The organism is Pseudarthrobacter humi (genome assembly GCF_024294965.1).
In the GTDB taxonomy this organism is placed as follows: Bacteria; Actinomycetota; Actinomycetes; order Actinomycetales; family Micrococcaceae; genus Arthrobacter; species Arthrobacter humi.
Genome location: NZ_JANCLV010000004.1, coordinates 190056 through 213402, shown reverse-complemented (window position 1 = coordinate 213402; position 23347 = coordinate 190056). Strand labels below are relative to the sequence as shown.

Annotated in this window: 24 protein-coding genes; 9 read left to right on the top strand and 15 right to left on the bottom strand. The window is 65.9% G+C overall.

What is annotated here, in order from left to right; all coding sequences use genetic code 11:
• Positions 1-210: 210 nt before the first annotated feature.
• Positions 211-1134, top strand: coding sequence for a nuclease-related domain-containing protein (locus NFC73_RS08205; RefSeq protein ID WP_254749176.1), 924 nt, complete (start codon positions 211-213; stop codon positions 1132-1134).
• Positions 1135-1211: 77 nt separating this feature from the next.
• Positions 1212-1778: a DUF4190 domain-containing protein gene (locus NFC73_RS08200; RefSeq protein ID WP_254749175.1), complete on the top strand. Its 567-nt coding sequence runs from the start codon at positions 1212-1214 to the stop codon at positions 1776-1778.
• 62 nt (positions 1779-1840) lie between these two features.
• Here the strand turns inward: NFC73_RS08200 and NFC73_RS08195 are convergent, their stop codons facing one another.
• The 3 genes from NFC73_RS08195 to NFC73_RS08185 all read right to left on the bottom strand — a co-directional run bounded on the left by NFC73_RS08195 (position 1841) and on the right by NFC73_RS08185 (position 4318).
• Positions 1841-2059 (bottom strand): hypothetical protein, encoded by a 219-nt coding sequence (locus NFC73_RS08195; RefSeq protein WP_254749174.1) that lies wholly within the window; start codon positions 2057-2059, stop codon positions 1841-1843.
• A gap of 68 nt (positions 2060-2127) precedes the next feature.
• A complete protein-coding gene (locus tag NFC73_RS08190; protein ID WP_254749173.1) occupies positions 2128-3582 on the bottom strand; it encodes an amidase in 1455 nt (484 codons plus the stop codon).
• Entirely contained in the window at positions 3575-4318 is a 744-nt protein-coding gene (locus tag NFC73_RS08185; RefSeq protein WP_254749172.1) for a Type 1 glutamine amidotransferase-like domain-containing protein, read from the bottom strand. The genes NFC73_RS08190 and NFC73_RS08185 overlap by 8 nt, the downstream gene beginning before the upstream one ends.
• A gap of 111 nt (positions 4319-4429) precedes the next feature.
• Between NFC73_RS08185 and NFC73_RS08180 the strand changes: the two genes are divergently transcribed.
• From NFC73_RS08180 to NFC73_RS08170, 3 genes are all read left to right on the top strand, one after another.
• Complete coding sequence (locus NFC73_RS08180) at positions 4430-4756, top strand: rhodanese-like domain-containing protein (RefSeq protein ID WP_056347663.1); 327 nt, start codon at positions 4430-4432, stop codon at positions 4754-4756.
• Between the two features lie 39 nt (positions 4757-4795).
• Complete coding sequence (gene pheA / locus NFC73_RS08175; RefSeq protein WP_254749171.1) at positions 4796-5734, top strand: prephenate dehydratase; 939 nt, start codon at positions 4796-4798, stop codon at positions 5732-5734.
• A gap of 124 nt (positions 5735-5858) precedes the next feature.
• A complete protein-coding gene (locus NFC73_RS08170; protein ID WP_141139103.1) occupies positions 5859-6068 on the top strand; it encodes a hypothetical protein in 210 nt (69 codons plus the stop codon).
• A gap of 12 nt (positions 6069-6080) precedes the next feature.
• On the opposite strand, the gene NFC73_RS08165 is transcribed toward NFC73_RS08170, so the two are convergent.
• Complete coding sequence (locus NFC73_RS08165) at positions 6081-7139, bottom strand: diacylglycerol/lipid kinase family protein (protein ID WP_254749169.1); 1059 nt, start codon at positions 7137-7139, stop codon at positions 6081-6083.
• A gap of 90 nt (positions 7140-7229) precedes the next feature.
• On the opposite strand from NFC73_RS08165, the gene serS reads away from it, so the two are divergent.
• Complete coding sequence (gene serS, locus NFC73_RS08160; protein ID WP_254749167.1) at positions 7230-8510, top strand: serine--tRNA ligase; 1281 nt, start codon at positions 7230-7232, stop codon at positions 8508-8510.
• A gap of 29 nt (positions 8511-8539) precedes the next feature.
• Here the strand turns inward: serS and NFC73_RS08155 are convergent, their stop codons facing one another.
• A complete protein-coding gene (locus tag NFC73_RS08155; RefSeq protein WP_254749165.1) occupies positions 8540-9583 on the bottom strand; it encodes a hypothetical protein in 1044 nt (347 codons plus the stop codon).
• Between the two features lie 274 nt (positions 9584-9857).
• Here NFC73_RS08155 and NFC73_RS08150 point away from each other — a divergent pair, with 274 nt between their 5' ends.
• Positions 9858-10718 (top strand): HAD family hydrolase, encoded by an 861-nt coding sequence (locus tag NFC73_RS08150; protein ID WP_254749163.1) that lies wholly within the window; start codon positions 9858-9860, stop codon positions 10716-10718.
• Positions 10719-10834: 116 nt separating this feature from the next.
• Here NFC73_RS08150 and NFC73_RS08145 read toward each other — a convergent pair whose 3' ends face one another.
• The 7 genes from NFC73_RS08145 to NFC73_RS08115 form a co-directional block, all read right to left on the bottom strand.
• A complete protein-coding gene (locus tag NFC73_RS08145; protein ID WP_254749162.1) occupies positions 10835-11584 on the bottom strand; it encodes a ThuA domain-containing protein in 750 nt (249 codons plus the stop codon).
• The gene (locus tag NFC73_RS08140) at positions 11584-12678 is read right to left on the bottom strand and encodes a Gfo/Idh/MocA family protein (protein ID WP_254749461.1); all 1095 of its coding nucleotides are present in this window, start codon (positions 12676-12678) and stop codon (positions 11584-11586) included. Before NFC73_RS08140 ends, NFC73_RS08145 begins: the two co-directional genes overlap by 1 nt.
• A gap of 85 nt (positions 12679-12763) precedes the next feature.
• Positions 12764-13678, bottom strand: a complete 915-nt coding sequence (locus NFC73_RS08135; protein ID WP_254749161.1) for a carbohydrate ABC transporter permease — start codon at positions 13676-13678, stop codon at positions 12764-12766.
• Positions 13675-14652 carry a carbohydrate ABC transporter permease gene (locus NFC73_RS08130; RefSeq protein WP_254749159.1) on the bottom strand — a complete coding sequence of 326 codons (978 nt, stop codon included), beginning with the start codon at positions 14650-14652 and terminating at the stop codon, positions 13675-13677. Before NFC73_RS08130 ends, NFC73_RS08135 begins: the two co-directional genes overlap by 4 nt.
• 2 nt (positions 14653-14654) lie before the next feature.
• Positions 14655-16019: an ABC transporter substrate-binding protein gene (locus NFC73_RS08125; protein WP_254749157.1), complete on the bottom strand. Its 1365-nt coding sequence runs from the start codon at positions 16017-16019 to the stop codon at positions 14655-14657.
• Between the two features lie 144 nt (positions 16020-16163).
• Positions 16164-17162: a LacI family DNA-binding transcriptional regulator gene (locus NFC73_RS08120; RefSeq protein WP_254749156.1), complete on the bottom strand. Its 999-nt coding sequence runs from the start codon at positions 17160-17162 to the stop codon at positions 16164-16166.
• A 169-nt stretch (positions 17163-17331) separates the two neighbouring features.
• Positions 17332-17640 carry a hypothetical protein gene (locus NFC73_RS08115; protein WP_254749155.1) on the bottom strand — a complete coding sequence of 103 codons (309 nt, stop codon included), beginning with the start codon at positions 17638-17640 and terminating at the stop codon, positions 17332-17334.
• A gap of 89 nt (positions 17641-17729) precedes the next feature.
• Between NFC73_RS08115 and NFC73_RS08110 the strand changes: the two genes are divergently transcribed.
• Complete coding sequence (locus NFC73_RS08110; protein ID WP_254749154.1) at positions 17730-17921, top strand: hypothetical protein; 192 nt, start codon at positions 17730-17732, stop codon at positions 17919-17921.
• 116 nt (positions 17922-18037) lie between these two features.
• Here the strand turns inward: NFC73_RS08110 and NFC73_RS08105 are convergent, their stop codons facing one another.
• A complete protein-coding gene (locus NFC73_RS08105) occupies positions 18038-18637 on the bottom strand; it encodes a hypothetical protein (RefSeq protein WP_056347683.1) in 600 nt (199 codons plus the stop codon).
• A 143-nt stretch (positions 18638-18780) separates the two neighbouring features.
• Here NFC73_RS08105 and NFC73_RS08100 point away from each other — a divergent pair, with 143 nt between their 5' ends.
• Complete coding sequence (locus tag NFC73_RS08100; protein ID WP_254749459.1) at positions 18781-21231, top strand: phosphoketolase family protein; 2451 nt, start codon at positions 18781-18783, stop codon at positions 21229-21231.
• On the opposite strand, the gene NFC73_RS08095 is transcribed toward NFC73_RS08100, so the two are convergent.
• Complete coding sequence (locus NFC73_RS08095; RefSeq protein ID WP_308292660.1) at positions 21228-21857, bottom strand: DUF429 domain-containing protein; 630 nt, start codon at positions 21855-21857, stop codon at positions 21228-21230. The genes NFC73_RS08100 and NFC73_RS08095 overlap by 4 nt on opposite strands.
• 119 nt (positions 21858-21976) lie before the next feature.
• Entirely contained in the window at positions 21977-23332 is a 1356-nt protein-coding gene (locus tag NFC73_RS08090; protein ID WP_254749153.1) for a carboxylesterase family protein, read from the bottom strand.
• Positions 23333-23347 lie beyond the last annotated feature (15 nt).

The window sequence follows — 23347 nt, the reverse complement described above, 5'->3', positions numbered from 1 at the left end:
TGGCCGAATGCTTGGCAGCAAGTAGTAAAAGCAGGTACTGGCCCCAAAAGTACCTATATACCGGCTCCCGTGGCGCTGCTACGTTCGGAAAAGCTCAGGAAAGAATGCCCGACGGCGGGGAGCGCCGCCGTCGGGCTCTGCAGTAAGTGTCTGGCAGTGCAGTAGTCGCACACTGCAGTGGGTTGGCATGCGGGAGCCAGGGGGTACGTCATGAGGGCAGGAGACGGCGCGGACGAGCAGTCGAGGCTTGCTGCAGAACGGGTGCAGCGGCTGAAACGCCAACTCGATGAGGCCGAACGGGCCACAAAGCCGCGGGACGCCGGTGTTGTGGGCGAACGGCTCGTGGCGGACAGGTTGAGCCTGCTCATTCCGCACGGCTGGTACCTGCTGAACGAGGTCCACTGGCCCGGGCGGCCCAAGGCCATCCTTGACCATGTGCTGGTTGGTCCCGGCGGCGTGGTGGTGGTCGATGCCAAGAACTGGACCGGCGAGGTCAGTGTCGCCGCCGGTGTCCTGTGGCAGGGACGGTTTGCCAGGACGCAGTCCGTTGACGGGGCATTGGCGCAGTGCGCCGCCGTTGCGTCCGTGCTGGCGCCGCCCCACCGGCGGTTCGTCCGCCCGTTAATCTGCCTCACCGGGCAGCTGGACTTCTTCGGCATCACCAATTCAGACGTCGCCGTGGCAGGGGCAGACCGCGTTGTTGCTGCCGTGCTGGCGCTGCCCCGGGTGCTGGACCAGCAGACGGTGGTGAGCGTGTATACGCACCTCGGCGGACAGCTTACGCAGGAATCTGCGACGGAACGTCCTGCAGTGAACTCGCTGACCGTGAAGCCGCCGACCGTTAAGTTACCGACCGTGAAGCCGCCGACCGTAGGGCTGCCGACCGTAGGGCTGCCGGTGGCGGGGCCGCCGCGGTCCGGGCAGTCAGGGGGCCGGAGCGGGCCCCGGCAGCCCGCCTATGGCACGCGCCGTGGGGCGCGTGGTGGGACTGGCAGCGGGGCGGGCGGAGGCGGCTCGGGACGCACCAGGAAGTCGAGGGCGCAGCACGACGCCGCCAGTGGAATGGCCCGGTTGATGTTCCTGGCTGCCTTTGTGGTTTTTGCTGTCTACATACTGCCGTATTGGGGACGGTAGGCCTGGATAGGGCGGCTGTAGGCCTGTAATGCAGGCGGCGGTAGGCTGGGAAGCGAAGACGTCGAAGGGGGGAAATCATGACTGACCAGCCAACTCCGCGCCCTGATTCGCAAGGGTCTGCCGCGGGACCCGGCGATTCGCCGGCAGGCTACGAGCCGCCGCAGTTTGTGCCGCCGCAGGGCCCAAGCATTCCGGCGCCGCCGCCGTATGACCAGAACGCGTACGGCCAGAACCAGTACGGCACAGGTCAGTACGGCCAGCCAGGCCAGTACAGCCAGCCCGGCGATCAGTACGGCGCGGCGTATGCCCAGCCGGCAAGCCCTTACGGCCAGGGCCACAGCCCTTATGGCCAGCCGGCGTACGGGCAGCACGCCTACTACGGCATGCCGGCCCAGGAGCCCAAAGGCCTGAGCATCGCCAGCATGGTGCTCGGCATTTCCTCGGTCATCCTTGGCTGGATCATGATTCCACAGATCGCCGCAATCATCACCGGCCATCTCGCCCTCCGCCGGGAACCCTCCGGCAAGGGCATGTCCATTACCGGGCTGGTCCTCGGCTACCTTTGCCTGCTGGGCTACGGGGCGTTCTGGCTGCTCCTCATCATCGGGCTGATGTCGTACAGCGCCGCTATGGGATACAACTAGACCTACGCAGCGGAAAGGCCCCCGTCAGGGGGCCTTTCTTCAGGTGGGCCTGACTCGCAAAATCAGACTCTCTCGCGCCTGCTCTCAGCGGCCGGTTCCTGGGCTTCGTGGGTCCTCCGGCGACGCGGGAAGGCCCAGAAGGTGAAGTCCTGGGCCGTGTAATGCGGCTCCGGCCGGTCCGGCGGTGTTTCCTGGCGCGCTTCGGGTTTCCGGTCGGCTTCCTTCTTGGCACGCCACCCGAAATCCTCCATCGATGAATAGCACATCACAGACCTCCTCATGATGATTGCCTCTTAATCGTCCTCCGGATCGGCTCCGGAGTCGACACCCTGGAGCAGTTCAAACGGCATCAGAAGCCGAGCTGGGCAGCCACCTGGAGCAGGAGCAGTTCCGATCCCGCCGGCCCTACAAGCTGGATCCCCATCGGCAGGCCATGCGCCGGTTGCCCGCCGGTCCAGTGCACGGGAATTGTGATTGCAGGCAGGCCGCACACATTCACCATGGAGGACCACGGGGCGAATTCGCACTGCCGGCGGTAGTCGCCGTCGGCGTCCCCGGGCCATTCTGCTGCCGGCCACGGTTCGTCGCCGTGCGTGGCGCCGGTAAACCAGCCCACGGGGCGCGGCGTCTGCGCGAGGGCCGGCATCAGCATCAGGTCCCAGCCGCCGTACTGCGTGATCGTGTCGCGTTCGAATTGCCGCAGGAACGCCACCGATTCATTGAGTTTTGCGGCGCTGCGCTGCTGGGCCCGGCGTCTGAAGGTGCGGGTCAGCGGGGCCAGAAGCGCTTCGCGGTGCGGACTGATCCGGGCGGTTCCGACGGCGGCGGTCCACGCGGTGGTGAAGGCGTCCGGGTAGCGGTTGTCGTAGCGGACGGCGGCTTCGCTGACGGCGTGCCCGGCATGCTCCAGCATTTCGGTGCCCGCCTGCAGCGCGGCCAAGGCTTCGGGTTCGGGCGTGAACGGAAATGTGGCGAACCAGGGGCTGTCCAGGGTCAGGCCTATGCGCAGCGGGCGCGGCTCGTGCGCCACAGCGTCCAGATAACTGCTGCCAGCGGATGGCGCCAGAGCATCCAGCAGCAGGGCCGAGTCGGCTGCGCTGCGGGCCAGGGGCCCCGCTACAACCAGGCGGGCGGGGTCACCTGAACTCTCGCCCGACGGCACCACGCCGCGGCCGGGTTTGAGCCCTACGAGGCCGCAGGCGGCCGCCGGGATGCGGACGGAGCCCCCGCCGTCGGTCCCTGGCGCGAACGGAAGCAGGCCAGCGGCCACCGCGGCAGCGCTGCCCCCGGAGGAGCCGCCCGAACTCCGGCTCGGGGCATGGGGATTGCGCGACGGCGGTGCGATGCGGTTTTCGCTGTACGCCGTCAGTCCAAACTCCGGAACCTGCGTCTTGCCCAGTGAGACCATGCCAGCGGCCTTGAGGACTGCGGCGAGGGCGCCATCGGCGGGCGCCGGTTTGTGGTCAAGTGCAGCGCTTCCGTGAGTGGTCACCACGCCTGCGACGTCGGTCAGGTCCTTGAACGCCACCGGCATGCCGTGCAGGAGCGGCAGTCCGCCCGCACTGCCCCCGGAGTCCCTCTCGGAGTCGTTCCCGGAGTCTTTTCGGAACTGGACGAACCGGGCATCGGCGGCGGCTGCGTCGGTCATCGCCTGATCCGCCGTGACCGTGACAAAGGCGCCCAGCAACGGGTTCTGCTTTTCGATCCGGGCCAGGAAATGGGCTGTGGCTTCCCGCGCTGAAAGCTCTCCCGCACGGAGCGCATCCCGGAGCCGAACAGCCGGCAGATCGTGGATGTCAGCCAAGGAAGCGAGGCTCCAGGCGCCTCTCGGAAGCCGTGGTTCCATCCGCTCCACCGGCTTCCGCGGTGACGATGTAAGCGCCCTTGCCCCGTACCTCGGCAACCGCTTCCACAAGTTCCGTACCGTGGTAGACCAGCCCCACGCCGTCGTCCGTGCAGTGCGTTTCCCCCAGCATTCCGTCAGCCACGAGCCGGTGCACCAGCGGGCGCCGCCTTTCCTCCGAGTCGTAATGGACGCCGTTGGCGTATGGGAGGAAGGCCAGGCCATTGGTCACTGCACGCAGCTCCGGCCCAAACGAATCAGTAGTGCCGCCCTGGAACCAGCAGATTGATCCGGCCGAAACCCCCGCCAGCACAACTCCTTGCTGCCACACGCGGTGGAGGATGCCGTCCAGCCCGTGGGCACGCCAGACGGCAAGCAGGTTCACCACGGAGCCGCCGTTCACCCACACCACGTCCTGTTCCAGCAGATGTGCCTCCGGGTCTGCGTGGTTTGGCATGGTGAAGAGGTTGAGGTGGCTGAAGTCGAATCCCGCCAGCCGCGCGGCCTCATCCATTTCCGCATTGAACCCGCGCTGATCCCCGGCCGCCGTACCCACGTGGGTGACCCGCGGCGGCCGTCCGCCGGCTCCGGAAAGCTCCACGGCGTAGTGAAGCAGGCGGTCAAACTCCAAGCGTGTTCGAACACCGGGCCTGTAGCCTCCAGACGTGGCCAAAATGGTGGGCTGCTCAGCGGGCAAGGATCCTCCTCAGGGTCTTCAACAGCGTAACTTGTCCCTGGTTTCGGGAGCGGGACGATCGGCTGGCGCTAGGCTGGAAGGAGACCCGTGATTCTCCGAAAGAGGACTCCCATGAGCGATTTTGATACCGTGCCCGTCAACGACGTCCCAGCCGACGCCGTGATTCTCGATGTCCGCGAAGACTATGAATGGGTAGCCGGACACGCTGAGGACGCTGTGCACATTCCCCTGGACCAGCTTCCGGCGAGGCTTGACGAGCTGGACCCGGACCAGGACGTCTATGTCATCTGCCGCACTGGCGGACGGTCCTTCCGCGCCGCGCAATGGCTCACCGGACAGGGCTATACGGCCATCAACGTGGCCGGCGGAATGGACCAGTGGCTCGAGTCCGGCAAGCCACTCGTGTCCGACAATGGCCTCAAGCCGCTCATTCTGTAGTTCAGCCCGAACCTGCGTCACGTCACCACAGAGGAATCCATGCCCGCGACACCTGTTACGTACACCTTCCTCGGGCCTGAGGGCACGTTCACCGAGGCGGCGCTCATGCAGGTTCCGGATGCCGGAGGGGCCACCCGCATCCCCGCCTCCAACGTCAACGCTGCGCTGGACATGGTCCGCGATGGCTCTGCGGACGCAGCGATGGTTCCCATTGAGAACTCGGTGGAAGGCGGGGTCACGGCCACGCTGGACGCCATTGCCAGCGGGCAGGAACTCCGAATTACCCGCGAAGTCCTGGTCCCCATCAGCTTTGTCCTGGTGGCCAGGCCCGGTGTGCGCATTGATGACATCCGCCGCATTTCCACGCACGGCCATGCATGGGCACAGTGCCGTCTCTGGGTGGATGTGAATATTCCAGGTGCAGAATATGTTGCCGGCTCCTCCACCGCAGCGGCAGCCCTGGGCCTCCTGGACGGCGACGCCCACTACGACGCCGCGATCTGTGCGCCCATTGTGGCCCAGGAGCAGCCAGGGCTGACAGTCCTGGCGGAGAACATCGGCGACAATCCGGGAGCAGTGACGCGGTTCATCCTGGTGAGCAGGCCTGGCGCGCTGCCCGAACGGACCGGTGCGGACAAGACCACTGTGGTAGTCCCGCTTCCGGAAGACCGCCCGGGTGCGCTGATGGAAATCCTGGACCAGTTCGCCACGAGGGGCGTGAACCTCAGCCGGATCGAATCCCGGCCTACGGGTCAGTACCTGGGACACTACTTCTTCAGCATCGACGCTGACGGGCACATCGCGGACGCCCGTGTGGCCGATGCGCTGGCCGGGCTTCACCGCATCAGTCCGGCCACCCGCTTCCTTGGCTCCTACGGACGGGCTGACGCCCAAAGCTCCAGCGTCCCGCAACACACCTCTGACGAGGCATTCCGGGCGGCGCATGAATGGGTGGAGCAGATTCTGCAGGGGGAATGAATGCAGCTTGACGCCGCCCGAGGCTTCGCCCACAGCGTAGGCCAAGGTACTTCCGCGGGATAGCTACTGTGCGTATGCTTGCTTGATCCACTTGGGGGATGGCCCCTAATGAAGGGAACAGGTCATGAGCACCAGCAGCACAGACAACGACGGTCAGGGCATGATCGTTAATCCGAAGCCCACAGCCGACAACCAGGACTGGGACGGGGACGACGCTGACCGCGCCGACCGCCTGCGCTTCGAAGAGGAGCAGGCCATGATCCGGGAGCAGTCCGAGGCACGTGCCGCGAAGGCTGCTGCAGAGGCTGGAACTGCCAAGAAGGCAACCGCCTGAGGCCGGGCCGGCTCAGGCTGGTTGGCCCTTGACCCGTATCAGGAGCGAACGCGGTTCCACCCGGACGGTGAGTTTGGTGGCCAGCCCGGACGTGTCGCCGTCGATTTGCGTGGGCATGGGCTCCGGGCACTTGATGACGATTCGGCCGGCCCGGTACATCGTCATGATGGGCAGGTTGCCTTTGTGTTTGAAAAGGATTTTCGCGTACATGGCCAGCCAGCCGATGGCGCTGCGGGGGCTCATGACCACCACATCGAGCATGCCGTCATCGATCATGGCTTCCGGGATGAAGTCGATCCCGCCCGGGACCAGCCCACAGTTGGCAAAGAGGACGCTGCGGATGTTCCGGACCTGCTCAGGCTTGTCATCCAGCGCGACTGAGACCTTCCTTCGCCGCCCCGGCATATGACGCATTCCGGCTTCGGTATAGGCGAGCCAACCCACGGCTTTCTTTAGGCCGTCGTTGGTATCGGCGAGTATTTCGGCGTCCATGCCTATCCCGGCGATCACCAGGAACGCGTGCTCGGATGAATGTCCCGTGCGGGAATTCTCGATGGCCATCCTCGCGGTATCGATGTAGCGCTGGTGGCCGAAAAGAGCTATATGCACGTTGGCGTGAAGGTCGTTGACATCCAGATCCACGTTTCGCGCCAGGAGGTTTCCCGTCCCCAGCGGAATCAGGCCCATGGCTACATCCGTGTGTGCGAGGGACTCTGCCACCACCCGCACGGTGCCGTCGCCACCGCCCACCAGAACGACGTCGGCCTTGTAGTCCAGCGCCGATCGGGCCTGGGAGTATCCCGGGTCCTCGGCAGTGGTCTCCAGGAAGAGGGGTTCGTCCCACCCGGCTGTCAGGCAGGCGCGCTGGATGGCTTCCTTCGCTTCGGGGGCACGTGCCTTGACGGGGTTGAGGATGACGACCACGCGTTGCTGGGTGAGGCCCGTTTCGTGCGCTTCTTCATGGACCGCGCTGCGGATGTGCAGGGCCTTGAGCTTCCGGACACCCCACCAGCTGGAGACGGCGAAAGCCAGCGCCGCCGCGCTCAGGACGTAGAGAAGCCAGTCGTTCATGGTGCTTCAACAGTATCCCGGTCGCGGCGCCGCGATTCCCCCCGTCCGGCCGCGCAGTGTTGGGTCCGCCGGATTCGATACTCTTGTCTGGTGATCGACGTAAAAGACCTCAGCGAAAACCCGGACAAGTTCCGTGCCAGCCAGCGCGCCCGCGGCGCCGACGAATCAGTGGTGGACGCGATCATGGCCGCAGACTCCGCCAGGCGTGCCGCCCTGATCCGGTTTGAAAACCTCCGTGCCGAGCAAAATGTCTTCGGCAAGAAGGTGGCGCAGGCCAAGGGCGATGATAAGAAAGCCCTGCTCGCCGAGGTCAAGGAGCTGGCCAACACAGTGAAGGCCGCATCGGCCGAAGCAGACGCTGCCCAGGCCAAGCAGGACGAACTGCTGCGCAGTATCCCGAACCTTATTGAGAGCGGCGTCCCCGAGGGCGGCGAGGACGACTACATCGTGGTCAAAACCGTTGGAACGCCCCGCGAGTTCCCCGATTTCGAGCCGAAGGACCACCTGGAAATCGGTGAGCTGATCGGCGCCATCGACATGGAGCGCGGCGCGAAAGTTTCGGGCTCACGCTTCTACTTCCTGCGCGGCGTGGGTGCACGCCTGGAAATGGCGTTGCTGCAGATGGCCATGGACCAGGCCATCGACGCTGGCTTCGTTCCCATGATCACCCCAACCTTGGTGCGCCCCGAAACCATGCAGGGCACCGGCTTTGATGTAAAGCACGACGCCGAGATCTACCGTCTCGCCGAGGACGACCTTTACCTGGTGGGCACCTCCGAGGTTGCCTTGGCCGGCTACCACGCGGACGAGATTCTGGACCTGACGGCCGGGCCCATCCGGTTTGCCGGCCAGAGCTCCTGCTACCGGCGTGAGGCCGGCTCGCACGGCAAGGACACCCGTGGCATCATCCGTGTCCACCAGTTCAACAAGGTGGAGATGTTCATCTACACCACAGTGGAGGAGGCCGCAGCCGAACACGAACGGCTCCTGGCCTGGGAAGAGGAGATGCTGGCCAAGTGCGAGCTCCCGTACCGCGTCATTGACACTGCCGCCGGCGACCTCGGCATGTCCGCGGCCCGCAAGTTCGACTGCGAAGCCTGGATTCCGACGCAGGGCGCCTACCGTGAGCTGACCTCCACCTCGAACTGCACGACTTTCCAGGCACGCCGCCTGAACATCCGCGAGCGTGTGGTCAACGACGAAGGCGTTGCCAAGGGCACCCGGGCCGTAGCCACCCTCAACGGCACGCTGGCCACTACCCGCTGGATCGTGGCCATCCTGGAGCACCACCAGAACGCCGACGGCTCGGTCAACGTCCCGGCCGCACTGCAGAAGTACCTCGGCGGCATGGAAGTCTTCCCCGTCCTCTAGGCTTCGCTGATCCGAGGGAGAAATCCCCGTCACGTGGTCCATTCCCCCGGTAACACGACGGGGATTAGGCCATGCGGCGGGGATTCTTGCGTAGTGATTCCGGCACGTTCAAGTTTCCGCCGCAATAGCTCCGGGTCGGTTACGGCTTTCCAGTCCCAGCGGACAACCTTGTAGCCAAGCGCTCGGAGCCGGTCTTCACGCTTCTTCTCAGCCAGGACGGTTTCCCGTGTGCTGCGGCCGTCCAGGAGGTCGTCGTCGAGATACTTGGCGTCGCCGTCGAACTCCCCAATGACGCCGTAATCCGGCCAGAAAAAGTCTGTCCGCGCAATGAAACCTTCATGGTCATGGAACGAACGCTGCAGGACCGGAGCCGGAAGCCCCAGAACGTGGATGAGTGCCCTGCTCCGGGACTCCCCGGCGGATTCCGAAGCCGCGTCAGCCAGTTCGAGTACCTCCAGGATCCGACGGCGTTTAGCAGCTGAAGCAAGACCTGCCGCCGCATGCTGCACATCGACTCGAGTGAGGCCTTCGCCTTCTTTGCGCCGGTTCCCCAGCGCAGCGTCCATGATGGCCACGGACTCAGGAAGTTCCAGCCGGCCAACACAATCTGTGACCGTCTGAACCAGTGGCGTCACACCGAACCCACGTGTGCCGACGACGTCCGATTGCCAATGATGCCGTGAGATTCCATAGCCCCGCACGTCCTCCAACCCGGTGCGGCCCGTCTTCGGATCCCTTGCGGCCCGGGTAGTCGACGGGAGTTTGCCCGCCTTGTGGGGTGATGGCGTGAGGATGTGGATGTAGTCCGGAACCCGCGGGCTGGGCAATCGCCAGACACGCAGGGCGGTCAGGTAGCAGAAACCTACTGCCGGATCACTGGCCGCCACCGCTGCAACCGTGGCTGCATAACGTTCCCAAGCTTTGAGTGCGAGCCAAGCGGGCTTGCTGTAGTAGATGCCCTTTCGGACACGGACGAGCTCGCCCCTGCCGTAGGCGCGGCTCAAGCCACGGCTGCTTCCGGTGAGGGCACGCCTGCGGCTGGCGAGGATCAGGGCAGGAGGGGCGGATTCCATGGTCCAATGCTGGTCGGTTCATTCCTAGCCAGCCAGACCCGCGCGCCCGGATGTGGATAAGTCCCGGCAAGTCCCCTCAATGTGGACTTTTCCCCGTGTCACGCGGCGGGGAATTGACCATCCGGCGGGGAATCTACGGCCGGCCGGGAGGCGGACAGCGTCCCGAAGGTTAACACTCACACCGGGGATAACCCTGTGAGTATTAACCGGGTGTTCATGCGCGTTGTGGCCTGCGTCCTAGCCGGTTTCAGGGGGTCTCTGGTCTACTGGATGTATGACTACATTGACTGAAACCACAGTCGCTGGCATCGATGACCAGCGGATCGCAAGCGAAAACAGCACCACCAAGTTCATGGTTGCCCTGGACGTGGACGGAACCCTGGTGGACCACGACGGCCACATGTCAGTGCCTGTCCGTGAGGCCGCCCAGGCCGTGGTGGCTGCAGGGCACGACGTCCTGATCGCCACCGGCCGTTCCCTGAACGCCACGCTGCCCATCATCGAGCAGATCGGCATCGACCGCGGCTACGCCGTCTGCTGCAACGGCGGCGTGACCCTCCGGCTGGATCCGGACCTGACCGACGGCTACGAAATCATCCACAAGGCCACTTTCGATCCGGCCCCGGCGCTCCGGGCATTGCGGCAGAAGCTGCCCACTGCGAAGTATGCGCTGGAGGACGAGGACGGCAATTTCCTGTCCACGGAACGATTCCAGGACGCCAGCTTCGGCGTCGAGGCCATCGGCGTCGACTTCCAGACTCTGCTCGAGGCCACCGCCGTCCGCCTGGTGGTGTTCAGCACGGAAAACACCCCGGAAGAGTTCACCGCAACCATCCAGGAGATCGGACTGGCCGGCGTCACCTATTCGGTAGGCTGGACGGCGTGGCTGGACATCGCCGCAGCCGGTGTCACCAAGGCCAGCGCGCTGGAACGGCTCCGCGGCCAGTTGGGGGCTGAACCCCACCGGACCGTGGCTATAGGCGACGGCCGGAACGACATCGAAATGCTGGGCTGGGCGGGGCGGGGCGTCGCCATGGGCCAGGCCCCGGAGGAAGTGATCGCCGCTGCGGATGAGGTCACGCATTCCGTGTTCGACGACGGCGCCGCCCACGTGCTGCGCAGCCTCCTGGCGTAGGGCTGCCTCCCCCTCCAGAGCCTCGCTTGGAGTTTTTGTCCAGATAGTGTCGCCTGAACGCTCGCCGGAGCGCGGAGCGCATTACCTGGACAAAAACTCGTGGGCCCTGCTAACAGCTACGCCTCCCCGAACCAGCCCCGCGCAGGGTTGCTCACGGCCGGCACGGATCGGTGCAGCTCGGGCTGGGCCGCCCAGCGCACGCCGTTCGCGAGGACCCGCTGGATCTGCGGGTGGTGGTACACCGGGTATTCCTGGTCGCCGGGGCTGAAGTAGAAGATCCGGCCCTTGCCCCGGGTGAACGTAACCCCGGACCGGAACACCTCGCCGCCGGCGAACGAGCTGATGAAGATCAGGTCGTCGGGGTCCGGGATGTCGAACAGCTCGCCGTACATCTCCTGCTCGGGGATGACGATGGGGCTGTCCACGCCCTCGGCGATCGGGTGCGAGGGCTTGACCGTCCACACGAGCTCGCGTTCGCCGTCGTTCCGCCACGCCAGCGAGCAGCTGGTGCCCAGCAGCCGGGTGAACACCTTGGCGAAGTGCCCCGAATGGAGCACGATGAGCCCCATTCCGCCCAGGACGTGCCGGTGGACGCGTTCGACGACGGCTTCGCTCACCTCGGCGTGGGCCATGTGGCCCCACCACAGCAGGACGTCCGTCTCGGCGAGCACCTCCTCGTCGAGGCCGTGTTCATCATCGGTGGCCAGGACCGCCGTCGTGATCTCCGCTTCCGGATAGAAGGAACGCAGCCCGGCCGCGATGGCGCCGTGGATGCCGTCAGGGTAGATCTCCCCGATGTGGGACGGCTCGTTGAGTGCCTCGTGGACGCCCTCGTTCCAGACCCGGATTCTCAGCTTGTCGTTCATTAGAGACGAACCTCCCTCTGCTCGCGTGCCGACTGGTAGCACGCATCGATGATTTGGGCGCGGTAGAGGGCCAGTGAGCCATCATGTTCGCCCCAGCCCCCTGCGCCGCCCCGGACGGCCGTCACGAAGTCTTCCACTACGCCATCGTGCGCCCGGCCAGGGAGTGCAGCCGGCACGTAGTCGGCGTTTTCGCCGTCTTTTTCGGTGAACACCCTCAGCTGGCCAACGGGGGCAAAAGGGGCGCCCTGCACTTTCAGCTCCGCTCCGCCGTCGGTCCCGTAGACCATGAAGTCCAGCACGTCGTCCGTCTCCCGGTAGCTGGCCCAGCCGGCCTCTATCAGCAGCGTCGCGCCGCCTTCCAGCCGCAGGAACGCGGACGCGAAGTCTTCCACCTCGAACGCGTTGCTGGCAGCCATGGCGGTGTAGCGGTCGTTGCCGCCCCGGCCGCGGGGGCCCAGCTCGGAATGGGTAGTGGCGGACACGGCCACCACCTTCGGTTCGCCGAGCAGGTGCAGGGCGTAGTCCAGGGCATGGACGCCGATGTCGGCAAGCGGCCCGCCGCCTGCGAGCTCGGGGTTGGTGAACCAGCTCCCCAGCATGGGGATGCCGGAGCGGCGCAGCCAGGAAGCCTTGGCGTAGTACGGGCGGCCCACGCCGCCGTCGTCGATCACTTCCTTGAGGGCCTGGATGTCACCGCGGCGGCGGTGGTTGAAGGCGATGTCCAGGACGCGCCCGGCCTTGCGGGCGGCGTCCACCATGGCCTGGCCTTCGACGGCGTTGCGTGCGATCGGCTTCTCGCTCAGAACGTGCAGGCCGCGCTCGAGGGCGGCGATGGCGATGGGTGCGTGCAGGAAGGTCGGCACCGCCACGCTGATAGCGTCCAGGCCGCCGTGCTCCAGCATCTCTTCCCAGCCGGCGAAGGCGTTCGGGATCGAGTATTCGGCCTGCAGGGAGTCGCGGAGCTCCTGTTCCATCCCTGCCAGCGACACGATGCGGACGCCTTCCAGGGAATCGTAGGCCTTGAGGTGCTGCTGTCCCGCCCAGCCAATGCCGACGACGCCCACCCTCAGTTCTCCGGCTTGTGGTTCCTTCAGGGAAGCGGCCTGCTGTCCCGGGGACTGCTCGTTGCTCACGATATTTCCTTATCTTGTCTTGTTTGGGAACTTGATTGGTGAGGTTTTAGCCCTTGACGGCGCCGGCGGTCATGCCGGAAACGATGCGCTTCTGGCACACCAGCACCAGGATGACGAGCGGGACCGTGATGATCACCGACGCGGCACTGATGGTGCCCAGCGGCTGGTCAAACTCGCTGGTTCCGCTGAAGAACGCGATCGCCACCGGGACCGGACGGGCCTCCGGCGATGTGGTCAGGGTGACGGCAAGCAGGAATTCGTTCCAGACGGAGATGAACACCAGGATCGCCGTGGTGGCAAGGCCCGGGACCGCCAGCGGCAGGATGACCTTGCGGAAGGCCATGAACGGCGTGGCCCCGTCCATGTACGCCGATTCCTCGAGCTCACGCGGAATCTCCTTGAAGAAGGAGGTCAGCGTGTAGATCGCCAGCGGCAACGCAAACGTCAGCTTCGGGATGATGAGGCCCAGGAGCGTGTCGTACAGGCCGATTTCGCGCCAGATCGAGAACATCGGGGCCGCGATGGCAATGGCCGGGAAGGTGGTGACCGAGAGGATGAGGGTCAGGATCATGGCTTTGCGCCGCATCTTCAGCCTGGCCAGGGCGTAGGCGGCGAAGGAAGCGAACACCAGCGCCACCGTGGTGGTGACGACGGCGATGATCACCGAGTTGCGCAGGGCAAGGAGGAACTCGGGGTTCTGGAACACCGCCAGGTAGTTCTCGAACGTGGGCTGGCTCGGGAACAGCTCCCCCTTGGACAGGCTCACGCCCTGCTTGAGGGACGTGTTGACCAGCCAGTAGAACGGTATGAGCGAGAAACCCATAACGGCGAACACGAAGACCCACACGACCGGGTGCAGCTTCGCCTCGCCGCGGAGCCTGCGCCTGGGTGACCGGCGCTTCGGTGCCCTACCGCGGGCGGCGGGTGCCGCCGTCGTGCGCTGTGCAGTCAGGGTGCTCATTGTTCCTCCTTGGCGACTTCACGGATGTTGCCCCCGGCGAAGCGGATGTAGACCACCGAAACGGCCATGACGGTAAGGAAGGTCAGGATGGACAGCGCCGATCCTTCGCCCACCAGGCGGTTCTCGCGCAGCTGAGTGTAGGCCAGCATCGACATGGACTCTGTGCCGTTGGCGCCGCGGGTGAGCACAAACGGCAGGTCGAAGACGCGCAGGGCATCCATGGTGCGGAAAATCGCCGCCAGTACAATCGCGGGACGCAGCAGCGGCAAGGTGATGTTGACGAAGGCCTGCCACTTGCTGGCACCGTCGAGTTCCGCCGCCTCGTAGGTCTCGACCGAAATGACCTGCAGGCCGGCCAGGATGATGAGGGCCGCGAATGGCGTCGTCTTCCAGACGTCGGCCAGGACAATCACGGCCATCGCGTAGCCGTGCTCACCGAGCCAGACGACGTCCCCGCCTGGCAGGCCCAGCGTCGAGAGGACGTTGGTGACCAGGCCCAGGTTGGGCGCAAACATCGTTTCCCAGGTGATGGCGCTGACCACGGTCACCACCGCGTAGGGCAGCAGGACCACGGTGCGCAGGAGTGCGCGGCCCTTGAAGGCGAGGTTGAGCAGCAGCGCCATCGCAGTGCCGAGCACCAGCTCCAGCGAAACCGAAAGTCCCGCGAAGAGGAACGTCTGGCCGAAAGCGGCCCACCAGTGCGGCCCGCTGAGCGCCGTGATGTAGTTTTCCAAACCGACGAAGCGGGACAGCCCGGCGGTGCGGACGCTGTACTGGTTCAGTGACAGCCAGAGCGCGTAGCCGATGGGGACTGCTGCCACCAGGGCCATGAGGACCAGGGACGGTGCGGTCATCCGGAACGCAACGCGCCGCTCCGCCCGGTCGCGGCCGTTCCCGCCGCGGCTCTTCACCTCGCGGCCGTTCAACCCGTGACTGTTCACCCCGCGGCCGGGGGAGAGGAACTTGGTTGCCATGGTCAGAAGCTCGCCTTTGCGGTCTTGATCTCTTCGGCCATCGTCTTCACGGCGTCCTCGATGGAGGCGGCGCCGGAGAGGACTGCGTAGACGTTTTTGTAGATCGCCTGTGAGATCTGCGGGTAGACCGGGGAGATCGGGCGGGGCTTGGCGCCCTTGACGGAGGCGAGCAGTTCGGTGGCAAACGGCATCTTCGCCAGGACAGCGGCGTCGGAGTAGGCGGCTTCATTGACCGGGGCCTGCGAGAAGTCCATGGCAACGTGCTTCTGCCAGTCCGGGGTGGTGGCGAAGTCGATGAAGGACACTGCCCCTGCCTGGTTGGTCGAGTGGGCCGAGATGGCCAGGTTCCAGCCGCCCAGGACGCCCGAGGCCTTGCCGCCCTCCCAGGCCGGAAGCGGAGCCACGCCGAAGCTGTCTGCCAGCGGGGTGGCGTTGAGCAGGCGGAATACGTGCGGCCAGTTGCGCTGGTAGCCGTAGTTGCCGGACTCGTAGGCCAGCCGGGCCGGGTCCTCGTTGTAGGTCAGCACCGCACGTTCCGCGGAGCCGTCCTTGAGGCCTTGGCTCATGAAGTCGAGCACCTCACGGGTCTCCGGTGAATCGATCTTGACCTCGCCTTTGCTGTCCAGCACCTCTCCGCCGGCGCTGTAGAGCATCTCCAGGAAGTTGACCGTGAGGCCCTCGTACTGCTTGCCCTGGTAGACGAAGCTGTTGCCGGGGGCCGCGGCTGCTTCAGCGTAGAGCTGCTGCCAGGTCTCCGGCTTGGCCACCTTGTCCTTCTGGTAGTACACGAGTCCCGCGTTGGTGAAGAACGGGGAAGCCCAGTACTTGTCCTCGTACTTGGCGGTCTCCACGGTGGAGGGGATGAGCCGGTCCTTGTTGGCCTCGACGAGCTTGGTCTGGTCCAGCAGCCAGCCCTGGGAGGCGAACTCGGACGTCCAGATGACGTCCGTGAGGAAGATATCGCATTCGGTGGACTTGCCTTCGAGCCGCTGCACGGCCTGCGTGCGGGCCTCGTCTGTAGTTGCTCCGATTTCGGTGTACTTGGCAGTGACCTTGCCGTTCGCCGTGGTGAAGGCCTCCGCCGTGCCTTTGTAGATCCCAGAGGCGTCCTTGCCGCCGCAGATGTTGATGCTGCCAGTGGCGCCAGCGGCCGACGCCGGATCGGCAGCTGACGCGTTTTCCGCACCAGGGGTGGCGGCGCCGCCGCCGCACCCGCTCAGCAGCAGTCCCGCAGCCATGGCCGCAGCGGCGACGGCAACGGTGCGCGGACGCCGCCGGGAACTGCAGTGCAGGGCGGTGGTGCGTGCCACAGCCCGGGATGGTGTGGTGTCCTCCTGGAGCGGAGAAGAAGGTCGAATCAAGTCCATGAGTGGCTCCTTTGCCTGGCCGGCTTCTTTTCGAATTCTACTTTTGGAATCGATTCCAAATTGGAGCCAAAGCGCCCCGTCGAAAAGCTTGGAATCGATTCCAAAGAAGTGTGACAGGCGCCACGTGAGGCTGTCAACCCCTGCTTAGTTCTTCGTCGAGTCCCGAATTACGAGCTCATGCGGGAGGAAAGTCCGGCCGCGGCGGTGGACCCCCGGCACTGTCATCCTCGCCAGGAGCTCTTCGAAAGCCAGGCGGCCCATGTCATAAGCCGGCTGTCTGATCGTGGTCAGCTCCGGGACGCACATTTCCGCCTGCACTGAGTCATCAAAACCTGCCACGGCGATGTCGTCCGGCACGCGGAGCCCGGCGTCGGTGATTTCACGGACGCATCCGGCGGCGACGGTATCACTGCCGCAGAACACGGCGTCGGGAAGGGGGGCAGCCTTCAGCAGCTTCCTGGTGAGGCGGCGCCCGGTGTGGAAGTCGAACTCACCTTCCACGAACAGCGTCTGGTCCGGGGATATACCCGCTTCGGCGGCCGCCTGGCGGAAGCCTTCCTCGCGCAGCCGGCCGGAGCGGGCGGCTCTGTTGCCGATCATCGCCAAGCGGCGGCCGCCCGTTTCAATGAGGTGCGTGGTGATGTCGAAGGCGGCCTGCCGGTCGTCGATGGATACGCCGAACGCAGCCTCGGAGTCGGCGATCTCGCAGACCTGGACAACGCTTAGCTGCTCGGCCATTTCGTCGACATCTTCGTCCGGCATCGTCGGCGAAAACATGATCAGCCCGTCCACGGATCCGTTGCGGAGCATGTCCACCAGCTGCTGTTCCCGTTCCGGGTCCCCGGCGGTCGGGGCGATGAGGCTGACATAGCCCGACGAGGCCGCGGCGTCGCCGACACCCCGGAAGGCTTCGCTGATGATGGGCGAGTTCAGGTTCTTGGCGAGGGCCAGAATGCGCATGGTCCGGTCCCGGCGCAGGTCGCGGGCAGAGGCGAGGGGGCGGTAATTGAGCTGCCGGATGGCCGCGGTGACCTTTTCCTTGCTCGACTCGCTGACGGCCGGACTCTTGTTCAAGACGCGGGACACGGTCCCTACGGACACCCCTGCTGTCTTGGCGACGTCCTGGACTGTCGCTCGCGCCATTCGGTTGTCCTTCCGCGACCAGTGCTGCTGGTCCTTGCCGCCATGCCCGTGCCGTGCCGTGCTGCGGCCGGTTTTTCCTCAGCATAGCCGCCCGCAGGCCCGGGTCGTGATCCACAGGGACGCCCCCGGCCGGAATGAATCCGGCCGGGGGCGCCGCTTCCAGCTGGGGCTACTTCCCGGCCGCGAAGTAGCTCACGCACTCGCCTTGGTTGCCGAAGTGCGGTGACGGGCTGGTCTTCCAGCCGCCGTTCCTGCACGCATCCTTGCCCGTGGAGAAGTCCAGGCGGTACGCCTTCACGGTGCCGTCCGGCGCTGTCACGGTGACTACCGCCGTCGGGTTTTCGGCCGTTGCCTGCTGGACCGTCACCTTGGCGTTCGTGTCCAGGGGATAGTCGACGACGGCGGGTGTCACCGACGTCGTCAGCACCTGATAGCCGGTGGTTGCGGCTGCGAAACCCGCCACAGATGCCTGGTCCACCAGGAGCCGGCCGAGATCAGCAAGGCCTGCTTCGCCTACGCGGGAGCCGGTCGATGGCCACCTCGGCAACCTTCGTGAAGGAGCCCGTGGTGACGAACGAAACCCGGATGCCGCGCGTGGTGACCGGATCAAACCGGACGGTGACCGGCGCCGCCGTCGTCAGGCCCGTGATGGTTCCCGCCGACGTGTCCTGCCAGGCGCCCGAGGCATCCTGGAACTGGACCTTCAGGCTCTGGGCTGCCTTCTCGGCGGACGTCACGGTGACGGCGTCCACCGTATAGTCGCGGCTGAAGGCGTAGCTCAGGCTGTCGCCGTTGCGTCCGCCGCTGACCGGTCAGAGGTGTTCATCGTCGCCATGCAGTAATTGCGGCGTGAGTCAGGCGTGAGCCAGCTGCGTTCAGCGCACCTCAAGGATGAGTGCCAGCAGCCGTGCGGCGGCGGGGCGGGCAGCGTGTTCCTCGTTCCACTGGGCCCTGGCCACAGCCTTGCTGACGGCCTGCGTGGTGATGCCGAGTTCCTGGGCCACCGCTTTCTGCTGTCCGCGGACGCCGGGGGTCATGAGGTCCAGGACGCGCCATTCTGCCCCGGATCTGTCCCGCACAATATGGCCCAAAAGCCGCAGCACGGACTCAGCTTCGTAGGCGATGTCCGCCAGCGGTCCTTCCACGGCAATCGGGATGCGTTCCTTGCTGTTCCGGAGCCGGTCCACCGCGCGCCGGGCATAGATCAGGCCGTGGCCGGAGGCATCCTTGATCTGGTTGGGAAGCGGCTCGTTGACCGGCCCGACGCCGAGCCCCACGTACCAGGAGCCGCAGCGCAGGGCGATCAGGGCAGCCTCCACGGCCTGATGCGGGCAGTCCACAATGCCCTGGACTTCATCCTCCACCGACCGGTCGAAATCCAGGCGCGCGGGTATGTGCCGCAGGTCCTTCAGCAGCTGAGGGACGCGGTCGCCGTCGCGCCGGCTGTCGGTCTGGTTGATGGTCAACGTGAACATGTGAAACACAGACTACCGGTTAGTAGTTGGCCCAAGGCAAGTCTGCGAGGAGTCCCTCAGGGGCAGGGTTGTGCAGCGTACCGATAGGTGTTGCGATGGAGGCTCGGCTGCCGACGGCGGCGCGCAGCTACGTGAGGATGGTCATGGCCGGCAGCATGGGGCAGGACAGTTTGGGGCAGGAAACACTGGACCTTGTGGACCGTTGGTGGCGGGCCGCGAACTACCTTTCCTTGGGGCAGATCTACCTGCGCTCAAATCCGCTGCTGCGGGAACCCCTTGCTGCGGACCACACCAAATCCAGGCTCCTGGGCCACTGGGGCACCACTCCCGGGCTGAACTTTGTGTACGCACACCTCAACCGTGTGATCCGCCGGGACCAACAGGAGATGCTCTTCGTTGCCGGCCCGGGCCATGGCGGTCCTGCTGTTGTGGCGAACGCCTGGCTTGAGGGCACGTACTCGGAAATCTACGGCCAGGTGGGACCCGACGAGGCAGGAATGGCCGAACTCTTCCGCCAGTTTTCCTACCCCGGCGGCATTCCCAGCCACGCGGCGCCGGAAACCCCGGGGTCCATCAGCGAAGGCGGCGAACTCGGGTACGCGCTGGCCCACGCCTACGGGTCCGTGTTCGACAATCCCCAGCTGATCACCGCCGTCGTGATCGGCGACGGCGAGGCCGAAACGGGGCCGCTCGCGGCGAGCTGGCACTCGCACAACTTCCTGGATCCGGCCGCGGATGGTGCCGTCCTCCCTATCCTGCACCTGAACGGCTACAAGATCGCCAACCCCACCATCCTGGCGCGCATGCCGCAGGAACAGCTGGAGCAGTTGCTGCGCGGTTACGGCCACGAACCGTATTTCGTGACCGTCGAGGATCCGGACAACACGGAGCAGGCGCACCGGGACTTCGCGGCCGCCCTCAACAACTGCCTGGCCGGAATCCGCGCCATCCAGGGCTCCCGCCGGGCCCGGGCGGAAGGGGTGGGCGGGAATGCGGACGACGGCGGCACTGCAGCCGGTGCCCCGGGAAGCGGCGCTGCGCCGCACTGGCCCATGATTGTGCTGCGCTCGCCCAAGGGCTGGACGGGACCGCGGATAGTGGACGGACTCCAGGTGGAGGGCACCTGGCGGAGCCACCAGGTCCCGCTGGCGGAAGTCCGCACCAACGGCGCACACCTGAAACAGCTGGAGGAGTGGCTGAAGTCCTACCGTCCGGAGGAGCTGTTCGACGCCGATGGCCGGCTCCGGCCCGACGTGGCCACGAATGCGCCCACCGGAAACCTCCGGATGAGCGCCACCCCGCACGCCAACGGCGGACTCCTTCGCACACCGCTGAGGTTGCCCGCCTATGCAGCCCACGCCGTCGACATCGCAGCGCCGGGAACCGAACGGATCAGCCCCATGATCACCCTGGGCTCGTGGATCCGGGACGTCATCTCGCTGAACATGGAGAACTTCCGCCTCTTCGGGCCGGATGAGACGGCATCCAACCGGCTTCAGGCCGTCTACGAAGTGACGGACAAGGTCTGGCAGTACCGGATTGACGACGTCGACGAACACCTTGCGCGTTCGGGCCGGGTTCTGGAGGTGCTCAGCGAGCACCTGTGCCAGGGCTGGCTGGAAGGGTACCTCCTGTCCGGCCGGCACGGGGTGTTCAGCTGTTACGAGGCCTTCATCCACATTGTGGATTCCATGTTCAACCAGCACGCCAAATGGCTCAAGGTCCACCGCAAGCTGCCGTGGCGCCAGCCCGTGGCGTCGCTGAACTACCTGCTCTCGTCCCATGTGTGGCAGCAGGACCACAACGGTTTTTCGCATCAGGATCCCGGCTTCATCGATCACGCGGTGAACAAGAAAGCCGAGGTCATCCGCGTGTACCTGCCGCCGGACGTGAACACGCTGCTCTCCGTCATGGAGCACTGCCTGGCTTCCACCGATTACGTAAACATTGTGGTCAGCGGCAAGCAGCCGTCGCCCACCTGGCTGGGCCCGGCCGACGCAGCGAACCACTGCCGCCGCGGCCTGGGCATCTGGGAATTCGCGGGTTCGGAGGTGCCAGGGGAGGACCCGGACGTTGTTCTGGCCTGTGCCGGGGATGTGCCTACGGTGGAAACAGTGGCCGCGGCCGAACTGCTGAAGTGGGGCATCCCGGGGCTGAAGGTCCGCGTGGTCAACGTGGTTGACCTGATGCGGCTCCAGGACGTGAGTGAGCACCCTCACGGCCTTCCGGCGTCGGACTTTGACGGCATCTTTACCCCGGACAAACCGATCATCTTCGCCTACCACGGCTATCCCTCGCTGATCCACCGGCTGGCCTACCGCCGCACCAACCAGGACGGCCTGCACGTCCGCGGCTACAAGGAGGAAGGGACCACCACCACTCCGTTCGACATGGCCATGCTCAACGGGATCGACCGCTTCCAGCTGGCCATCGACGCCATTGACCGCGTACCCGGCCTGGCCGAAAAGCACTCGCTGCTGCGGCAGGACCTTCAGGACCGGCGGATCCAGGCCCGCGCACACACCCGCACACACGGCGAGGACCCGGAGGAGATCCGGAAGTGGACGCTGATGGCCCAAAAGGAAAGCGGCTAGGCCAAGAGATCGGCCAGCTGGCCGGACGGAACGTGGATCCAGCCTTCGGTTAGAGCTGCGGCAGCATAAAGGTCCGGTGGACGGAGAGTCTGCGTCGCCGCCACGGCGCGGGCGGTCAAAGAGGCGATCACCGCGTCAAAAAGGTCGTCGGAGGCAGCCAACCGGTCCTCGTTGCCGTCAAGGTCCAGCCATGGCGCCGCCGCGACCAGCTGCTCCAGAATCACGCCAAGACGCTCGGACTCAGGGGTGCCACGGCCTTTGTAGCCACGGGCCAGGAGACCCCAGACTTTGAGGGACGCTGCAGGGTAGACCTCGGCTAAGCGGCCGGACCCGTCCCTGGCCTGCGGCCCGTGCTCAGCGGCGATCTTGGCCTGAATCACAGCACAGCGCATGGCCGGGTGGGCGAGCCGGTCGGCGGAGACGCTGAGCGGAATCAGCCCGGTGTGCCCCGTGACGAAGCGGTCCGTTTCCCGGTAGGCCAGCAGTCGGCGTCCCTCGATGCCGTCGTGGTCCAGGACTGGATGCGCGTCAAAATTCAGGTGGCCTGCCAGGAACGGCAGGAAGGCGTCCGGCCAGCCAACGGGACAGTCGATCGCGGTCATCGAACTGGCACCGAACAGTTCCACAATTTCCCTGTCATACACGTCGAGGGCGAGGTGCTCCAGGCGCGCAGTGCCAGCATCCCATTCCTAGACGGCAACGGCCGTCTTCTTGGTCGCGGCTGCCAGATCGACGCCCAGAGTCCTCATCGAGCTGCACGGTACTGAAGAGCGCCGGGAATCCCGCCTGTCTCACCCAATCCGTCGCCGCGGGCAAAGTCAGCCCACAGCCGGCGCATCTCACGGCCCACGGCGTCGATCTCATCCCAGGTTGCGCCCTTGAGGAGCCCGGCAGCGGCCCAGGTCTGCTGGTTTCCGAAGAGCAACGGCAAATCAACGGTGTGTGCGGCGCGGTAGAAGTTTCCCGGTGCGCCCCAGGACAGCAGGTAGCTGTAGGCCTTGCCCCCGGCGCGGGCGTGACGGCGGGCAAACTTCCGGGCTGCCCGGCCGTAGACCGCCTCCGTCACCGCCCAATTAATCGCCTGCACGGCGGCCGCACCCAGCACCGGGACTTTGCCCAGCCGGCTGACCAGGGGACTGCGGGGCAGGAAGAGCCGCGCCTCGTCGGACGTGTGCCCGATCAGCACCTCGATGCCCGGGGCCGTGGCGTTCCAGGCGGCCTCAACGCGCGATTCCGGCGGCAGCGGCTCGTGCCCGTACTGGGTGCCGAACGGCATGGCCGCCATCAGGCCAAACTTCCGGGCCACCTGGGACACGTGGTCTTCGATCGCGACAACGTCCAGCATCGGGGTGTCCTCCCTGACGGCGTCGGCGGCGATGCCCATGGCACGGCTCATCTTGTGCCGGCCGCGGGTGATGCCCAGCGGTGCACTCTGGATGATGGCCCGCTGGAACAGGGACGGCGCCTCGGGCGTCGCCATGAGGTGGGCCACGGAGTCGCCGCCTGCGGACTGCCCGAACGCGGTGACCCGCCCTGCATCCCCACCGAAGGCCGCGATGTTCCGCTGCACCCACCGGAATGCTTCCAACTGGTCCAGCAGGCCGAGGTTTGCGGGCCGGCCGGTGCCGGTGGCCAAATATCCGAACAGGCCCAGGCGGTAGGTCACGGAGACCACAATGACCCGGTTCTCCGACACCAGGGACGTGGCATCAAAGATCGCCAGGTCGCCGGAGCCGGACGTGTAGGAGCCGCCGTGCAGCCACACCATGACCGGGACCTGCTCGCCGTCGGCAAGCCCGACCGGAACGGTGATCGACAGGCGCTGGCAGTCCTCACTTCCTGGGAGCTCGCCGTACCGGGTACCCAGGACGTCGTCCAGGAACGGAACCGGGCCCTGCGGGCAGGCCGGTGCGAGGGTGGTGGCGGCAAAGCTGGCGGTCCAGTCGGACGCGGCCACCGGAGGTTGAAAGCGGCCTGCAGTTGCATAGGGAATGCCGGTGGCGCGAACCACCTCACCGTCCCGCCACCCTGTGATGGGCCCGCACGGCGGCGCAAAATACGGCGGTTCAAAATACGGGGGATTCGAAGGCTCGGAACTCACCCTCCACCTTAAACC